This is a genomic window from Rhizobium sp. P2_G2 (genome assembly GCF_056403555.1).
The window spans coordinates 19218-35751 of the sequence record NZ_JBFUFF010000013.1; the positions used below are offsets into that span (position 1 = coordinate 19218).

The 16534-nt window shown below is 60.9% G+C and carries 15 protein-coding genes and 1 pseudogene; 3 read left to right on the plus strand and 13 right to left on the minus strand.

The window, feature by feature from the left end; all coding sequences use genetic code 11:
• The 13 genes and pseudogenes from AC1D06_RS12715 to AC1D06_RS12775 form a co-directional block, all read right to left on the minus strand.
• Nucleotides 1–648, minus strand: a complete 648-nt coding sequence (locus AC1D06_RS12715) for a LysE family translocator (protein ID WP_477986505.1) — start codon at nucleotides 646–648, stop codon at nucleotides 1–3.
• 110 nt (nucleotides 649–758) lie between these two features.
• Entirely contained in the window at nucleotides 759–2186 is a 1428-nt protein-coding gene (locus tag AC1D06_RS12720; RefSeq protein ID WP_477986506.1) for an aldehyde dehydrogenase family protein, read from the minus strand.
• A gap of 148 nt (nucleotides 2187–2334) precedes the next feature.
• Nucleotides 2335–3414 carry an ABC transporter ATP-binding protein gene (locus AC1D06_RS12725; protein ID WP_477986507.1) on the minus strand — a complete coding sequence of 360 codons (1080 nt, stop codon included), beginning with the start codon at nucleotides 3412–3414 and terminating at the stop codon, nucleotides 2335–2337.
• The gene (locus AC1D06_RS12730; RefSeq protein WP_477881750.1) at nucleotides 3407–4027 is read right to left on the minus strand and encodes a helix-turn-helix domain-containing protein; all 621 of its coding nucleotides are present in this window, start codon (nucleotides 4025–4027) and stop codon (nucleotides 3407–3409) included. The genes AC1D06_RS12725 and AC1D06_RS12730 overlap by 8 nt, the downstream gene beginning before the upstream one ends.
• 74 nt (nucleotides 4028–4101) lie before the next feature.
• Nucleotides 4102–5160 (minus strand): ABC transporter substrate-binding protein, encoded by a 1059-nt coding sequence (locus AC1D06_RS12735; RefSeq protein ID WP_477986508.1) that lies wholly within the window; start codon nucleotides 5158–5160, stop codon nucleotides 4102–4104.
• A gap of 21 nt (nucleotides 5161–5181) precedes the next feature.
• A complete protein-coding gene (locus tag AC1D06_RS12740; protein WP_477986509.1) occupies nucleotides 5182–5988 on the minus strand; it encodes an ABC transporter permease in 807 nt (268 codons plus the stop codon).
• A complete protein-coding gene (locus tag AC1D06_RS12745; protein ID WP_477986510.1) occupies nucleotides 5985–6872 on the minus strand; it encodes an ABC transporter permease in 888 nt (295 codons plus the stop codon). The genes AC1D06_RS12740 and AC1D06_RS12745 overlap by 4 nt, the downstream gene beginning before the upstream one ends.
• Before the next feature lie 81 nt (nucleotides 6873–6953).
• Complete coding sequence (locus tag AC1D06_RS12750; RefSeq protein ID WP_477986511.1) at nucleotides 6954–8234, minus strand: NAD(P)/FAD-dependent oxidoreductase; 1281 nt, start codon at nucleotides 8232–8234, stop codon at nucleotides 6954–6956.
• Nucleotides 8235–8544: 310 nt separating this feature from the next.
• A pseudogene (locus AC1D06_RS12755) lies at nucleotides 8545–8716 on the minus strand (DUF3175 domain-containing protein); the annotation flags it as partial.
• Nucleotides 8717–8732: 16 nt separating this feature from the next.
• Nucleotides 8733–9893: an N-acetylglucosamine-6-phosphate deacetylase gene (nagA, locus tag AC1D06_RS12760; RefSeq protein ID WP_477986512.1), complete on the minus strand. Its 1161-nt coding sequence runs from the start codon at nucleotides 9891–9893 to the stop codon at nucleotides 8733–8735.
• A complete protein-coding gene (locus AC1D06_RS12765; RefSeq protein WP_477986513.1) occupies nucleotides 9890–10912 on the minus strand; it encodes an SIS domain-containing protein in 1023 nt (340 codons plus the stop codon). Before AC1D06_RS12765 ends, nagA begins: the two co-directional genes overlap by 4 nt.
• 25 nt (nucleotides 10913–10937) lie before the next feature.
• Nucleotides 10938–11702, minus strand: a complete 765-nt coding sequence (locus AC1D06_RS12770) for a GntR family transcriptional regulator (RefSeq protein WP_477986514.1) — start codon at nucleotides 11700–11702, stop codon at nucleotides 10938–10940.
• Complete coding sequence (locus tag AC1D06_RS12775; RefSeq protein ID WP_477986515.1) at nucleotides 11699–12586, minus strand: glucosamine kinase nucleotide-binding domain-containing protein; 888 nt, start codon at nucleotides 12584–12586, stop codon at nucleotides 11699–11701. Before AC1D06_RS12775 ends, AC1D06_RS12770 begins: the two co-directional genes overlap by 4 nt.
• A gap of 210 nt (nucleotides 12587–12796) precedes the next feature.
• On the opposite strand from AC1D06_RS12775, the gene AC1D06_RS12780 reads away from it, so the two are divergent.
• The 3 genes from AC1D06_RS12780 to AC1D06_RS12790 all read left to right on the plus strand — a co-directional run bounded on the left by AC1D06_RS12780 (nucleotide 12797) and on the right by AC1D06_RS12790 (nucleotide 16524).
• Nucleotides 12797–13690, plus strand: a complete 894-nt coding sequence (locus AC1D06_RS12780; RefSeq protein WP_477881734.1) for an N-acetylmuramic acid 6-phosphate etherase — start codon at nucleotides 12797–12799, stop codon at nucleotides 13688–13690.
• Nucleotides 13691–13867: 177 nt separating this feature from the next.
• Complete coding sequence (locus tag AC1D06_RS12785) at nucleotides 13868–15133, plus strand: ABC transporter substrate-binding protein (RefSeq protein ID WP_477986516.1); 1266 nt, start codon at nucleotides 13868–13870, stop codon at nucleotides 15131–15133.
• 443 nt (nucleotides 15134–15576) lie between these two features.
• Entirely contained in the window at nucleotides 15577–16524 is a 948-nt protein-coding gene (locus tag AC1D06_RS12790) for a carbohydrate ABC transporter permease (protein ID WP_477881730.1), read from the plus strand.
• The last annotated feature ends 10 nt before the right edge of the window (nucleotides 16525–16534 follow it).

Genomic DNA, 16534 nt, shown 5'->3' on the forward strand with positions numbered 1-16534 from the left:
TCAATGACGTGACGCATTGCCGGTCATGACAATTCTCAGCCCCAATGCCACCATGACACATCCGGTAAAGCGCTCTTGCCATACCAGCAGGCGAGGCCAGCGGCGGAGCCATTGCCCCACAGTCCCCGATGCCAGCGCGACCGACCCGAGCGAGAGGATGCCCGCAAGCTTCTGGATGGTCCCAAGGATGATCAACTGGYTCCAGACGGGACCGGCATGCGGAGAAATGAACTGCGGCAGGAAGGCGAACATGAAGAGAAGCGATTTGGGATTGGTGAGACTGTTGAGGCAGCCTTCCCGAACGGCAGCCCAATCCGACGACACGCCGGGAAAGACTGTTCGCTCCTCCGGCGGCTTGCGGCTCGCCCACAGCATGCGAGCCCCGAGATAAAGCAGATAGAGCGCGCCTGCCCATTTTAGAACCAGCAGGCTGGCGGGATAGGCTTGCATCAGCGATGCAAGTCCGAGGACGAGAAGGCCGACCTGGATGACACCGGCCATGAACACCATGCCGACAACAGTCAGCAAGGCGATTTTGCGGCCTTGCCCAACACCGCGTGCCAGGACCAACATCATATCGGGGCCTGGGCTTATCTCCAGGAGGAACAATGCGGCGATAAACGTGAGAAGCGTGGTAAAGTCCAGCACTTAAAGTTCGAGCTCACATGCGATTTGATTTGCCGCTCCTGGTCGTCGGACGAGGAGAAATCGGGAGCAAGGGCGGCGACCGTCGGGCCGCCGCCCCGCCTTGCTCTCATTTATTCGCCGTAGCCGACGATGCTCTTGATCTCCAGGAAGTCGTGGATACCGAAGTCGGCATATTCGCGGCCGTTGCCCGACTGCTTGTAGCCGCCGAAGGAAGAGAACACGTCCCAATCGGGATAGTTGATGTTGACCGTGCCGGCGCGCATTTCGGCGGCGACGGCGCGGGCGTGCTGGATGTTTTCCGACTGGATATAGGCGGCGAGGCCATAGACTGTGTCGTTGGCGATCTTGATCGCGTCGGCATCGTCTTCGTAGGACAGGACCGAAAGCACCGGCCCGAAAATCTCTTCGCGGGCGACGGTCATCTGCGGCGTCACATGGCCGAACACGGTCGGTCGGATGTAGTAGCCGCGGTTGAGGCCGTCCGGACGGCCGACGCCGCCGGCCACCACGGTCGCACCTTCGTCGATGCCGGCCTGGATCAGGCGCTGGATCTTGTCATACTGCATCTGGCTGACGACCGGGCCGAGATCGGTGCCTTCGGCCTTCGGGTCGCCGGTCCTGAACTTTTCCGCTGCCACCTTGGCGATCTTCAGCGCCTCGTCATGGCGGGTGCGCGGCACCAGCATGCGGGTGGGCGCGTCGCAGGACTGTCCGGTATTGCCGAAGCAGCCTTCGACACCCTTGGTGACGGCGCTCTCCAGATCGGCATCTTCGAGGATGATGTTGGCCGACTTGCCGCCGAGCTCCTGCGCCACGCGCTTGACCGTGTCGGCCGCGGTCTTGGCGACGATGATACCGGCGCGGGTCGAGCCGGTGAAGGAAACCATGTCGACATCCGGATGACCAGCCATGACTTGGCCGACATCGGGGCCGTTGCCATTGACCAGGTTGAAGACACCCTTCGGCGCGCCTGCCGTTTCCATGACCTCGGCGAAGACGATGCCGCTGATCGGGGCGATTTCCGAAGGCTTGAGCACCACGGTGCAGCCGGCGGCGATCGCAGGCGCCACCTTGCAGACGATCTGGTTGAGCGGCCAGTTCCACGGCGTGATCAGCGCGCAGACGCCGATCGGCTCCTTGACCACCATGGTCGAGCCGCGCTGCTCGCTGAATTTATAGTTTTCGAAGGCGGCGATCGTCGCTTCCATATGCGCACGGCCAGCCCAGGCCTGGGCATCGCGGGCAAAGCCGATCGGTGCGCCCATCTCGTCGGAAACCGCCTGGGCAATATCCTCAAAGCGGTCGTTATAGACTTCGAGGATGCGCTTGAGCAGCGCCAGGCGCTCGGCATGCGAGGTCTTGGAGAAGGTGGCGAAAGCGCGCTTGGCGGCGGCGACGGCCTTGTCGACATCGGCCTTCGTGCCGACGGCGATCTTCGTATAGGCTTCCTCGGTTGCCGGATTGATGACGTCGAGCGTCGCGGGCACGGCCGGGTCGACCCAGGCGCCGTCGATATAGAATTTCAGATGATTGCTCATGCAATTGCTCCCGTTTGTTATAGCCCTGTTGGTCTTTGTTCTAACCAGACTTTCGTCGGCAAGCCAACGAAAGTCTGGTTAGAACCCTTATGTTTTGCCGCAGGTTCTTGTCGGAAAACCGTGGAACACTTTTCCGGAACCTGCTTAGTCAGGCCGGCAGCAGCGGGCAAGAGGCGCCCGGTCTGAGGCCGATGTTGAGGATGGTGCCCGGACGGCAGGCGGCATTCTCGCCCTGGCGCGGCATATCGATGACGATTCCCGTCCCTGCGCCGATATCGGAGTGAACGCGCAACGTCTTGCCGTGAAAGACGACGCTTGTGACGCGGGCCGGTATCGTCGTCGGTCCAGCCCCGGAAGCGATCAGGTCTTCCGGCCGCACGCCGACCATGGCAGTCTGGCCCGTCAGAGGCGCCACGCCATCCTCCGCCGGAATGTCGATCCGCAGCCCATCGGCATCGAAACGCAGTTGTCCATCCGATAGGCCGATGAAGCGCGCCGAGAGGATATTCATCGTGCCGATAAAGCCGGCGACAAAACGCGTCTTCGGCCGATCGTAGAGTTCGGCCGGCGAGGCGGTCTGCTCGATCCGGCCCTTGTTCATCACCACGATGCGGTCGGAGATCGACATCGCTTCGGTCTGATCATGCGTGACCATGACGAAGGTGGTGCCAAGGCTCGATTGCAGTCGCTTCAATTCCACCTGCATCTGTTCACGCAAGTGCGCATCGAGCGCCGAAAGCGGTTCGTCCAGCAGTAGCACGCGCGGTTCGCAGACGATGGCGCGCGCCAGCGCCACGCGCTGCCGCTGGCCGCCGGAGAGTTCGAGCACACGCGCCTTCACCTTGTCGGCTAGTCCCACCATGTCGAGCGCGGAGGCGACACGTTTGCGACGCTCGGCCGTCGGCATTTTCCGCAGCGCCAGGCCGAATTCGATATTCTCCGACACATTCATGTGCGGGAACAGCGCATAGTCCTGGAAGACGGTGTTGACCGGCCGGTCATAGGGTCGAAGCGGCGTGATATCGTGGCCATCGAGCTTCAGCGCCCCTGTCGTCGGGCTCTCGAAGCCGGCAATGACGCGGAGCGTCGTGGTCTTGCCGCATCCCGACGGGCCGAGCAGGCTCAGGAACTCGCCCGGCTGGATGTCGAGGTCGATGGAATCGAGGCCGATGACGCCGCCGGGAAATTCCTTGCGGACGGCCGACAGCGTCAGCAATGGATCAGGCATTGTCGCGCACCTCGGAGGGCTTGGTCGTGTTGATCCAGAGGATTTCGGCGCGCACCCGGCCATTGTTGTTGAAACTGTGCAGAAGCGTGCTCTTGAAGGCGAAACTATCGCCCTGGCGCAAAGTATAGGCCGTACCGTCAATGGTGAGTTCGACCTCGCCGGTTAACACGTAGCCAAATTCGTGGCCGGCATGCGCATAGGCTCCCTCGGTATTACCGCCCGGTTCGACGGTAACGAGCATGCCGGTCAGCGCAGCACCCGGCGGCGACAACAACGCTTTGGCAATGCCCTCGATATGCATCGGCAGCGGCCGACGCAGATGGGCACGGACGCAATAGAGATCGGATGATGCCTCGTTGCCATCGCCGATCAGCGTTCCCGGCTCGACGCCGAGGGCGGCAGCCAGCGGCCAGATAACCTTCACACGTAGCGACGACAGCCCGCGTTCGATCTGGCTGAGCGCCCCGATCGAAATGCCTGCTTTGCCGGCAAGTTCGTTGAGCGACAGATTGCGCTCCAGCCGCAATGCCCGCACCCGCCGGCCGACCAGCACGTCAGCCTCGTTGCCGTCGCGTCCCGACTTCTCGACCAATTCGTCCAATTGCTCACCCATCCGTCTATTTCCCGATCATCTTCGAAGCCGCGCAATAGCTATACCTCCGCGGCTTCGAAGCCGAAAGCCTGCGATCAACCGCCGGCCTTCACCTTTTCGAACATCTTGGCGATGTCGTCGTTCTGCTTCATCGGGCCGGTAAAGATCGTCGACTTCAGCATCACGTCCGGATCGGCGGGAAGCTGCAGATTGTCGAGATCGGCTTTCGGCACTTGGTCGAAGGCGGTCTTGGTCGAAGCGCCATAGCCATAGTTCTCGATCAGGTATTTGCCCGAATCGGCTTCCAGCCGGCTGTTGATGAAATCATAGGCCAGATCGACATTCTTGGAATCCTTGAGCAGCACATAGCCGCAGGTCCAGGTCAGCATGCCTTCCTTCGGCTTCATGAATTCGACCGGCACGCCCTTTTTCTTAAGTGCAACCGCGGACGCGTTCCAGGTCATCGCCGCCACCAGTTCGCCCGAGGCCAGCGATTGTTCGACCGAGGTCATGTCGGTCGTGTAAGCGCTGAGCAGCGGCCGCTGTTCCCTGAGTTTGTCGGCGACCTTGTCGAGATCGGCCGGGCTCATGTCGAACGGATTGACATGCGCCAGCAGCGCCGCAACGATCGGCGTGTCATGCACGGCGTCGATCGTCGCCATGCGGCCGGCATATTGCTTGTCCCAGAGCAGGTTCCAGCTTTGCTCGGGATTCTTCACCAGGTCGGTGCGATAGAGGATCGAGGTATTGCCCCAGTCCCATGGCACCATCCAGACCTTGCCGTCGCCGGCCTGGATGTCCGGCAGATTGCGGAAGGTCGGGAAAATGTTGTTCCAGTTCTTGATGCGCTTGGTGTCGATCGGTTGCAGCAGGCCTTCCTTGTTCCAGCGCGCCACCTTGTCATAGCAGGGATGGGCGAGATCCGGCCGGAAACCGGCCTTCACTTTCGTGAAAGCATCGTCGTCATCGCCGAACATCGAATATTCGACGGCGTCGGGGTGTGCCGTGAGGAAGCTCTTGGAGAAATCAGGCAGTTCGTAGCCCGACCAGGTGAAATATTTGAGCTTGCCGTCGGCGAGCGCCTGCCCGCCGAATGAAACCAGTGCGGCGGCGATAAGTGCCAGCCCCGTCTTGGCCAGGAATTTACGTTTCATGTTCATTCTCCTCTCGGTGGTTTATCGTTTTTGATTGGTAAGCCCACGGTGACGCAACAGTTCTGCGGTACCCGCGATAATGATGCTGACGGCGAGGATGGAACTGCCGAGCGCCATGACGATCGGCAGTGACTTCGGGAAGCGTAGCTGGCTCCAGATATAGAGCGGCAGCGTCTGCTCGGTGCCAGCCAGGAAAAAGGCGATGATGAATTCGTCGAAGCTGGTGAGGAAGGCCAGCATGAAGGCCGAGCCGACGGCCGGCAGGCTGAGCGGCAGCATGATCTTCCAGAAGACATGGAGCTCATGCGCGCCAAGATCCTCCGCTGCTTCCGGAATACTGCGCGGAATGCCGGCAAAGCGGCCGCGCATGATCACCACCGTCGTCGGTAACCCCGCCAGCACATGGCCAGCGATGATCGCTGTCCGCGATGGGCCGAGACCGGCGAGATTGACGAGAATGAGCAGCGCGATACCGATGATCACGCCAGGGATGAGGATCGGCAGCCGCGCGATCCCGGAGATGGCCAGCGCCACCCGCGACTGACCGAAAACATCCATATAGGCGATGGTGATCCCGCAAAGCGTGGCGATCGAGGCCGCCGAAAGGCCCACTTCGAGACTGGTGATCAGCGCGTCGCGCAGCGCCTCATTGTCGGCCAGCGATCGGTACCATTCGAGCGTAAAACCCTGCAGCGGGAACGCTGCCTGAATGGAATTGTTGAAGGAGAAAAGCGGGATCAGGGAGACCGGCAGATAAAGAAAGACGAGATAGGCGAGCACATAGAGGCTCAGCCAGTTTCGTCCTGCCAGGGGTGCCATGGTTCTCATGTGCGACTCCCGAATTTTCTGTCGAAGAAGCGGACGACCAGGATCAGCACCAGGATCAGCAGCATGACCGACACGGCAAGCGCTGCGCCGAACGGCCAGTCATTGGCCTTGCCGAATTGTGCCTGGATCAGAGAGCCGATCATCGTGCTCGCCGGGCCGCCGACCAAAGCCGGCGTCACATAGTCGCCCACCGTCGGCACGAAGACCACCAGCGCTCCGGCCAGCACGCCTGGCGTCGAATAGGGCAGGATCACCTTGCGGAATGTCGCGAAAGGGCGCGCGCCGAGGTCCGCCGCCGCCTCGGCCAGCGATCGCGGCATGGTCTCGAGCGCCACATAGATCGGCAGGATGGCAAAAGGCGCATAGGCATGCGCCAGCGTCACCACCACTGCGGCGGGTGTGTTGAGGAAGGCGAGCGAAGGCTCGCGCAAAATACCCGTCCCCAGAAGGAAAGAATTCAGCACGCCGTTATAGGCAAGCACGATCTTCCAGGCAAAGACGCGCAGGAGATAGCTTGTCCAGAAGGGCAGGGTAACGAGGAAAAGGATAAGGCTGCGATGCCGGCCGGCATGGAAGGCCAGATAATAAGCCACCGGATAGGCGGTCACCACTGTGGCGAGCGTGACCAGGCCGGCGATCGTCACGGAGCGCACCGCCACCATCGCATAAAGCGGATCGGTGACGATCGAGACGAAATTCTCCAGTGAAAAGCCAGCGCCGGTCAGCGAACCGTCATTGCTGCGAAAGCCGAGGAAGACGACCAAGGCCAGTGCGAAGAGAACGAGGACGAACGTCACCAGTCCGCCAGGCAGCATCATGCCGATCCGGAAGGCGGCTGCTGAACCGCTTCTCACATTCGGCTGGGTCTGGGCGATCTCCGTCATGGGACCGGTTTCTAAAAAATGAAATTCAGCCTATAATTTTCATTTTCCGAGGACTGTCAAGAAAATTTCATGGGGTCTCAGTCACTGCTCGATCGCATCCAGCGTTCGATACCATGCGATCAGCGCGCCGACGCCGATACGGCGGAACATGTGGAATGGGATCGGTTTGATCGCCGTGATCGGAAAGGGCAGCGCGTCTGGATCGCTGCTTTCGAGATAGTCGACGACATGCCTTGCCGCCGAGGTCATCAGGCCGATGCCGCGGCCCTGGCAGCCGACAAGCGTGACGAGGCCCTTTTCCGGCTGGTGGAAATGCGGCAAATGATCCGGCGTCATGGCGACGCGGCCATACCAGCGCTTGTCGATCCGGATGTCGGACAGAAGCGGGAAGAGCCGGATCATGGCGCGTTCGAGATGCCCCCAGTCGTCCGTATGGCTTGGCGTGCCCATCGGACCGCGGCCGCCCAGGATCAGCCGGTCGTCGGCAGTGCGGCGATAATAAACCAGAATGCGCCGGGAATCGGAGACGGCCTGCCGCTCCGGCAGGATGTCGCGGCTGGTGCGCTCCGGCAGCGGTTCGGTGGCGATTTGAAACGAATGCAGTGCCACGAGACTCTGCGCCAGGCCGGGAATGAGGCCGCTCGAATAGGCATTGGTCGCCAGGATCACCTTGCGGGCACGAATCGATTTGCCGTTGGCCAGCGAGACGATCCAGCCGCCTGTCGCCTTTTCCACCCGGATACACTGGGTGTTCTCCGAAATTTTTGCCCCGGCCTCGGTGGCGATCCGCGCCAATTCGAAGACGAATGCGAGAGGATTGATGCCGCCCGCGCGCCGGTCGAGAAAGCCGCCGTGATAATTTGCCGTGCCGATGAGTTTCTCTATGCGGTTGGCGTCGAGCATTTCGACATCGGCGCCGCGCGCAGCCCATTGCCGGTGGCGAATCGCGGCAGCTTCCATTGCAGCCTCGGTATGGCACGCCTGAATCCAGCCATTGCGATTGTGCGGCACATCCAGATTCTCGTCACGGATGAGATCGAACACCGCATCCGCCGTGCCTGCGGCAAATTGAATCAGGGCCTCGCCGCGAGCACTGCCGAAATGTTCGAGCAGCCATTCCGGATCGTATTTCAGGCCAGGGATCACTTGTCCGCCATTCAGCCCGCTTGCCCCTTCGCCGATTCGCGCGGCCTCGACGACATGCACGTCCAAGCCACGCCGCGCCGCATGCAGGGCGGAGGTCAGGCCCATGAAACCCGCGCCGATCACAACAATATCGACATTCTCATTGTCTTGGATCGGCGCACGATAGTCGCTGCGATGGGCTTGTGTCACCCATACAGGCTCTGAAAAGGCCGCCATGATCCAAACTTCTCCGCCAGAAGTGAAACCCCATGGAATTGATAGGAGAATTTCACAAAGCTGAAAAGAATATTTCGACGGCGGAGGTTTCTAATTCCTCTCGCGTCACACATCTTGCGTTGCAGTATTGCGCGACTTTCCCGCCTCAACGATTTGCCGTTTTCAATTCTTGATGGGTGCGATTCAACCCTTGTTTTGTCGTGCGGAATGGTACCGCGCGTTGTATTTGGCGCAGGAGGCGGAACATTTCCCTCTATGTCGATACATAAACGGCTGGCCGACAAGGGCGAATGACCGGTGCGCCGCGGCGCTACCCTTGCTTCTCCTTGCCGAACGCCTTGCGCAACTCGTCCTTGGCCTCCCCAAGCACGCGTTTCTGCCCCTCGGGCAGGTTCTTGCCGGCACGGGTTGATATAGAGGGGCAGCATCGACATGGCCGAGCGGAAGGGGCTCGATTTACGGCGATCCGACGCCTCGGCGGCGCCGCCGAGCCGCGGCTTACGCCTCGAACACCCGCTCCCCGCCGATCCAGGTGCCCTTCATCCGATAATCCTCTGTCAGGACCACGAAATCCGCATCGAATCCCGACTGAAGCCGTCCCTTGCGATCCGCGACGCCCATCGCTTCGGCCGGATTGATGCTTGCCATACGCACTGCTTCCTCGAATGTCAGCCCGAGTTCGCGATGCACGAACAGCACCGACGACAGCATGTCGATATCGGCACCCGCCAGCGTACCGTCGGCCAGCGTCAGCCGGCCGTCCTTGCGGAAAATCTGCCGGCCATTCAACATGAAACCGGGCAGGTCCGTGCCGATGGTCGACATCGCATCGGTAACGATAAAAATCTTGCCCGGTCCCTGCTTGGCGTTGATCGCAATGTTCATCGCGGCCGGATGGACGTGGAAACCATCGGCGATCAGGCCGCAGGAAAGCGCGCCGAGATTGATCGCCGCGCCCACCAGCCCGGGAGTCCGGTTTTCCAGCGGGCTCATGGCGTTGAAAAGATGCGTCGCGGTCTTTGCGCCCGCGGCGACATAGCGCTCGGCGGTTTCATAAGACGCGTTGGTATGGCCCAGGCTGACGACAAAACCGGCATCCGCAAGCTGCCGCACCTGGTCTTCCGTCGTGTTCTCAGGCGCCACCGTCGTCATGATCGCGTCGAACACGCCTCTGAGCGCCAGTAGACCGTCGAGGTCAGCCTGTTCCATTGGTCGAATCAGGCCCGGGTGATGCGTGCCCTTGCGCGCCACGGAAAGATGCGGGCCTTCGAGATGCAGGCCGAGAAAGCCCGGCACATTCCGCGCCTTCGCCTCACGGCCAGCCGCAATTGCTGCAGCAGTGATCTCGCGCGTGTCGGTGATCAGCGTCGCCAGCAGTGCCGTGGTGCCGAATTGGGCATGCGAAGAGCAAATCTGGGTAATGCCTTCGACGGTTTGCTCGTCGTTGAGCATGACACCTCCGCCGCCATTGACCTGGAGGTCGATGAAGCCGGGAACCACGACCGAGCCCTTGCAGTCGACCTGCCGCACCCCGGCAGGCATTTCGTTAGCCGGCGAAATAGCCTTGATGCGGCCGTCCTCGACCAGCAGGGCACTATCGTCGTGCCAGACATCGCCGTCGAAAATCCGCGCATGGGTGAGGGCGAGATACGGGCTCATCGCGTTTCCGTGACTTTCTTGAGGGCGGCCGGGGCGTCGGGGTTGAAGCCGCGGGCGCGCGACCAGGCTTCAACGAAGCCATAGAAGGGGACGATCAGTGCCAGCGCATCAGTCAGCGGGTGGCCGGTTTCGACAAAAGGTAGACGGCGCGCGGAGGATGCGCCATCGGCGGTGATGAAGGCGAGTGCGCCCTTGGCGGCCAAGTCGTCGGCTGTCTCGCGGACCGAGGGCAGGGCGGCGTCTCGGGCGGCGAAGGTCACGACCGGAAAGCGCCGGCCGACCAGGGCCACCGGCCCGTGCAGCACTTCGGCACTGGAATAGGCCTCGGCATGCATTTCCGACGTTTCCTTGAATTTCAGCGCTGCCTCGCCGGCAATGGCAAAGGACGGGCCGCGGCCGAGCATGTAGAGCGATTCGGCATCGCCGAGTTCGTCCATCAATTCCTGCCAGGAGAGCGTGGTCGCTTTGCGAAGGCTTTCCGGCAGCCCGGCGATCGAGGTTTGCAGGGCCGTGTCGCCAGTCCATTCGCCGAGAATCGCGAGACCGGCAAGCACGGAATTGAAGAAGGATTTGGTTGCCGCGACCGCCAGTTCCGGGCCGGCCTTGATGTCGATCGGATGGGCCGAAGCGTCGGAGAGCGGCGAGGGCAGGGTATTGGTGAGCGAAATCGTCAGTGCGCCGGATTGCATTGCCGACTGCGCCAGAGCGACGATGTCCGGGCTCTTGCCGGATTGCGAGATCGAGATCGCCGCTGCAGTATCCAGCTTCAGCGATCTGCCATAGATCGAGGCAAGCGATGGCCCGATCGAAGCGACGGCGCGGCCGGCCGTCTGCTCGATGGCATATTTGAGAAAATGTGCCGCATGGTCGGAAGAGCCGCGGGCAATGGTGATCAGGAAGGCCGGATCCTTGGCCTTCAGTGCCTGGCCGGCCTCCTTCAGCGCGCTGGCCGACTGGCTGATCAGCCGTGCTGCGGCTTCCGGTATTTCATCGATTTCCTGGCGCATATGCGTCGACATGGAGGATTCTCTCTGTTGGCTGTGGTCAGGCGTCCACAAGCGTCATTTCTGCAACGAAATCATAGGCGTCGCCGCGATAGAGCGAGCGGGTGACTTCCACCACGCGCCCCGAGGCGAGATAGGAGACGCGCTCGATCGCCAGCCCCGCCGAGCCGATCGGCACGGCAAGCAGCGCGGCTTCCTCCTTGCCGACATTGGTGGCCGAGATCCGCTGCACGGCGCGCACCGGCCGATGGCCCGTGCGGTGCAATTCGGCATAGAGCGAGGTTTCGACCGACTTCGGGTCGGGCAGCACGTCGGCCGGCAGGCTGGCACGCTCGATGGCCAGCGGCAGTTCATTGGCGATGCGCAGGCGGTCGAGCCGCGCCACCATGATGCCGACCTTGAGGCCGAGCTTCATCATCTCGTCTGGCGAGGGGGTGAACAGGCCACGCACCAGCCATTCCGAATGGGTGGTATAGCCGCGCCGTGCCATGTCCTCAGTGAACGAGGTGAGATGCGATAGCGGCTGCTGCAGCTTCGACACTGGCTGCATCACGAACGTGCCCGAGCCGTGCTTGCGCATCAGCAACCCGTCCTTGACCAGATCGTCGACGGCCTTGCGTACGGTCACGCGGCTGACATTGGCGAATTCGGCGAGGTCGCGCTCCGGCGGCAATGCCTGGCCATGGCTGAGCTTGCCGGTGCGGATCGCATCTTCCAGGCTCTGACGGAGCTTGATGTAAAGCGGGCCGGAACCGACATTCTGCAATTCGTCCGGCGACAGGATGGCGGAAAGCGCGTCACTCATTCGGCCACCTCGCGTCGGTCGGAGAAAGCGGCGCGGGCAAGCGCGATCGCGCCGGTAAGCGCATCGGCAACCGGTTGGACAAGCCGTTCGCGATGCCGCTCCGCCAGGAAAGACGGATAAAGCCCGGCCAGTCCGCCCAGCAGGCAGAGTCTGCCGCCGCTGGTCAGCTCTGCCACCCTGTCGAGCGAGGCATCGATGTCCGCAGCTGCTTGCCGCAGGATGCGCATGGCGGTCTCGTCGCCGGTCGAGGCGAATTCGAACACGCGCGGCGCGAACCGGCCGAAATCACCTGGCTTTGCGCTCTGCGAGAAGGCGACCATTTTCGACGCATCGTTGTTGAATTCTTCAAGCAGGCTCGTGGTAAGCGGCGTCTTTTCGATAATGCCGTCATAGGAGAGCAGGCTCTCGGCGAGCGCGCTCTGCCCCAGCTTGCCGCCGCTGCCTTGATCGCCGAGATGAAAACCCCAGCCGCCGATCGAAAAGACCCGATTGCCTTTGCGGGCGATATAGATCGTGCCGGTCCCGAGAATCGCAATCGCGCCATCACCATCGCCGAGCGCACCCTGCAGCGCGATCAGTCCGTCCGATTCGATGATCGAATGCGCAAATGGCAGGCGTGGAATGATGTAGGAGACGGTGTTTTCGGCATTGTTGCCGGCAAGGCCGAGAAAAGCGTCGGCGGTGCGCACGAAATCTTCGCTGAGTCCCGCATCGGCGAAAGCGGCGCGGGCCGCCTTGGCGATATTGATGAGCGCGGCGTCCGGTGCGGTCATGATATTGGCATAGCCGGACTTGCCGCGGCCAAGGATATTGCCCTGGCGATCCGCCACGGCCGCGCGGCAACTCGTGCCCCCTCCATCAATGCCAATCAGATATTGCTGCATGAAAATGCCTCCTGAAACTGATGATACCAAAAAAATACCAATATCCAAGCGCCAAACGTAAACTTTTCGATAAAAAACTTTATTTGTGTAAAAACAATGATTTAATGCGCGTCACATGGAGGCGGCATCACAAAAAATTAATGAAAAAGCAATTTCCTCTGGACAATTGGTATTTTTTTGGTTTTAAATTGCGGCAGAGGAGATTTCCACATGGGATCACGCGGAACAGAGGCATCGAACGAAAAGGCGAAGGGGCTCGACACATTGTCGTCGGCCGAAATCCTTCGGCTTTTGGGTTCTGCCCAGCAGGAAGCGGCGCATGCCGTCGACGCTGCCCATGATGCGATTGCTAAAGGGGCGGCCCTTGCAGCCAATACGATTTCGGCCGGCGGCAAGCTGGTCTATGCCGGCGCCGGCAGTTCCGGCCTGATGGCCATGGCCGATGCGCTCGAGCTTCCCGGCACCTATGGTATTGCCAATGACCGGATCGTCATCCTGCTTGCCGGCGGTGTCGCCGACCTGCTCGATCTCAAGGGATCGCCGGAGGACAATGTCGATCAGGCGCGGGCGGATGCCGAGCGCGTGATTGGGGCCGGAGACTGCGTTATTTCGATTTCCGCCAGCGGTTCGACGCCTTACGCACTTGCCGTCGCCGAGGTGGCCAAGGCCAGGGGCGCGAAGGTCATCGCGATTGCCAACAATGCCGGCGCAAAGCTGTTCGCCGGCGCCGATGTGGCGATCCTGCTCGCAACGCCGCCGGAAATGGTTTCCGGTTCCACCCGCATGGGTGCCGGCACGGCGCAGAAGATCGCGCTCAACATGTTCTCGACGCTGATGGCGATCCGGCTCGGCCATGTGCATGACGGCCATATGGTCAATCTCAGGGCCGACAATATCAAGCTCAAGAGCCGTGCGGCCCGTATCGTCTCGGAAATATCCGGCGTGGAAATTCCCGAAGCCGGGCGGCTTGTCGATGTAGCCCAYGGCTCCGTGAAGGCGGCGATCCTGCTGGCGGCGGGCGCCGGAGACAGAAATTCGGCTGAAACCATGCTTCGGGAAAGCGGCCAGAATGTCCGGCGCGCGCTCGGCATGATCGGCAGATAGCGCATGTCGTCCGAGGCCGAGAGCCGGTTTCGGGATGACGACAGGCGTGATGCGAAAGACTATCGCCGGCCCGGTTGGGGCGGCGACGCGTGAAAACAGGGATCTGGGACAGAAATGCCCCAGGCAAATGACAGTTGATGGACGCCATGGTGGCGTCACACCAAGAGGGAGAACAAAATGACCCGTAATCTCATTACCAGCCTGCTTTTGGGCACGAGCCTCGTCTGCTATGCCGGCATTGCATCTGCAGAGGACGTGACGCTGACCATCGAAAGCTGGCGCGGCGACGATCTGGCCATCTGGAAAGACAAGATCATCCCGGCTTTCGAAGCCAAGAATCCGGGCATCAAGGTCGTCTTCTCGCCGACCGCGCCGACTGAATATAACGCTGCCTTGAACGCCAAGCTCGATGCGAAGTCGGCCGGCGACCTCATCACCTGCCGCCCGTTTGACGCTTCGCTCGAACTCTACAAGAAGAAGCAACTGGCCGACGTGACCAAGCTGCCGGGTATGGAAAACTTCGACAATGTCGCCAAGTCCGCCTGGACGACCGATGATGGCTCGGCCAGCTTCTGCGTGCCGATGGCGTCCGTTATCCACGGCTTCATCTACAACAAGGACGCTTTCGCAAAGCTCGGCATTTCCGTGCCGACAACAACCGCCGAATTCTATGCCGCGCTTGATAAGATCAAGGCTGACGGCACCTATACCCCGATGGCCATGGGCACGAAGGACCTCTGGGAAGCCGCCACCATGGGCTACCAGAATATCGGCCCGAACTACTGGAAGGGCGAAGAAGGCCGCGTGGCGCTGATCAAGGGCACCCAGAAGCTCACTGATGAGCAATGGGTCAAGCCTTATGAAGAGCTCGCCAAGTGGAAGCCCTATCTCGGCGACGGCTTCGAAGCCCAGACCTATTCGGACAGCCAGAATCTGTTCGAGCTTGGCCGCGCGGCAATCTATCCGGCTGGCTCGTGGGAGATTTCGGGCTTTAATGCGCAGATCAAGGACACTTTCAAGATGGGTGCCTTCCCGCCGCCGGTCGAGAAGGCCGGTGACCCCTGCTACATTTCCGACCATACCGATATCGGCATGGGCGAAAATGCCAACACGGCGCACAAGGCTGAAACGGAGAAGTTCCTCAGCTGGGTCGCTTCGCCGGAATTCGCCGAAATCTACGCCAACGCGCTGCCGGGCTTCTTCAGCCTCAACAAGAACCCCGTGAAGATGTCCGATCCGCTCGCCCAGGAATTCGTCTCCTGGCGCGGCAAGTGCAAGTCGACGATCCGCTCGACCTACCAGATCCTGTCGCGCGGCACTCCGAACCTCGAAAACGACACCTGGACCGCATCGGCCAACGTCATCAACGGCACCGAAACGCCGAAGGATGCTGCTGGCAAGCTGCAGAAGGGTCTCGACAGCTGGTACAAGCCGGCGAAGTAAGGGTGACATCGGCCCTGCCCCAACGAGGGGCGGGGCTATTCATACGAACGGAATCTCGATGGAGGCTCATGATCGGCTTCGAAGAGGAGCATCGATCATGGGCCCCTCATCTGCAATTTCTATCGTTTAGCTGTTGCGCACAACCTCGAATGTGTCGTGCCGTTTGTGGGCGCAACAGCTAAGCCGATGAAATTGCTTCTTCTCCCACAAGGGGAGAAGAAGAGATGGGCGAGGCGCCGCCGCGGGTTGCCTCTCCCCTTGTGGGAGAGGAAGCAAAATCAAGGCGTTAGGAAATGCGCACTGGACGTTGCCACGCCAGCGAGGGTGCGCGCATTTTCTAACCCTTAGATTTTGCAGGTGAGGGGCTCATACGGCATGCTGATCTGACGCAGCTTTCAGCAACCCCTTGTAAAACTGACGATATCTACAAACAAGGCCACTCCATGACCAGCGACGATCCGTCAATTCCCCTGGGCGCTATCCGCCGACCCTTCCGATGGCATATTATTGTCTTCATGCTGCCGGCCTTCCTGGTCTACACCGCGGTGATGATCATCCCGCTCGGCGGAACGCTCTGGCTGTCGCTCTATAACGAGGTCGACAATGTCAGGCACTTCGTCGGTTTGGACAATTTCAAAAAGCTGTTCGGCGATCCCAATTGGTCGATCGGCTTCTGGAATGCATTGAAAAACAATACCATCTTCTTCTGTATCCACATGCTGGTGCAGAATCCGATCGGCGTCATACTGGCGGCGATCCTCTCCATCCCCAAGCTGCGCTTTACCACCTTCTACCGCACCGCCATCTTCCTACCGACGCTGCTCTCCTTCGTCATCGTCGGTTTCATCTGGAAGCTCATCCTGTCGCCGATCTGGGGCGTGGCGCCTGATCTCCTGAGCTATGTCCACCTGAAATGGCTGTTCGGCCCCTGGCTCGGCAGGCCGAATACGGCGCTCGTCACAGTGTCGCTGATCTCGGTCTGGCAATATGTCGGCATTCCGATGATGTTGATCTATGCTGCCTTGCTCAACATCCCCGACGAAGTGCTGGAAGCGGCCGAAATGGACGGCATCACCGGCTGGAGCCAGTTCTGGAAGATCAAGCTGCCGCTGGTGCTGCCGGCGATCGGCATCATCTCGATCCTGACCTTCGTCGGCAATTTCAACGCCTTCGACCTGGTCTACACCGTGCAGGGCGCGCTTGCCGGTCCGGACGGATCGACCGACATCCTGGGCACGCTGCTCTACCGCACCTTCTTCGGCTTCCAGCTACAGCTTGGCAACCATTCGATGGGCGCGACGATCGCGACGGTGATGTTCCTGATCATCCTTGCCGGCGTGTGCTTCTATCTGTTCGCCGTCCAGCGTCGCATGCGCCGCTACCAGTTCTGAGGAGGAAGAT

Coding starts and splice junctions, on each gene's coding strand:
- AC1D06_RS12720 (WP_477986506.1), bottom strand. CDS start 2,186: ATGAGCAATCATCTGAAATTCTATATCGACGGCGCCTGGGTCGACCCG.
- AC1D06_RS12725 (WP_477986507.1), bottom strand. CDS start 3,414: ATGCCTGATCCATTGCTGACGCTGTCGGCCGTCCGCAAGGAATTTCCC.
- AC1D06_RS12730 (WP_477881750.1), bottom strand. CDS start 4,027: ATGGGTGAGCAATTGGACGAATTGGTCGAGAAGTCGGGACGCGACGGC.
- AC1D06_RS12735 (WP_477986508.1), bottom strand. CDS start 5,160: ATGAAACGTAAATTCCTGGCCAAGACGGGGCTGGCACTTATCGCCGCC.
- AC1D06_RS12740 (WP_477986509.1), bottom strand. CDS start 5,988: ATGAGAACCATGGCACCCCTGGCAGGACGAAACTGGCTGAGCCTCTAT.
- AC1D06_RS12745 (WP_477986510.1), bottom strand. CDS start 6,872: ATGACGGAGATCGCCCAGACCCAGCCGAATGTGAGAAGCGGTTCAGCA.
- AC1D06_RS12750 (WP_477986511.1), bottom strand. CDS start 8,234: ATGGCGGCCTTTTCAGAGCCTGTATGGGTGACACAAGCCCATCGCAGC.
- nagA (WP_477986512.1), bottom strand. CDS start 9,893: ATGAGCCCGTATCTCGCCCTCACCCATGCGCGGATTTTCGACGGCGAT.
- AC1D06_RS12765 (WP_477986513.1), bottom strand. CDS start 10,912: ATGTCGACGCATATGCGCCAGGAAATCGATGAAATACCGGAAGCCGCA.
- AC1D06_RS12770 (WP_477986514.1), bottom strand. CDS start 11,702: ATGAGTGACGCGCTTTCCGCCATCCTGTCGCCGGACGAATTGCAGAAT.
- AC1D06_RS12775 (WP_477986515.1), bottom strand. CDS start 12,586: ATGCAGCAATATCTGATTGGCATTGATGGAGGGGGCACGAGTTGCCGC.
- AC1D06_RS12785 (WP_477986516.1), top strand. CDS start 13,868: ATGACCCGTAATCTCATTACCAGCCTGCTTTTGGGCACGAGCCTCGTC.
- AC1D06_RS12790 (WP_477881730.1), top strand. CDS start 15,577: ATGACCAGCGACGATCCGTCAATTCCCCTGGGCGCTATCCGCCGACCC.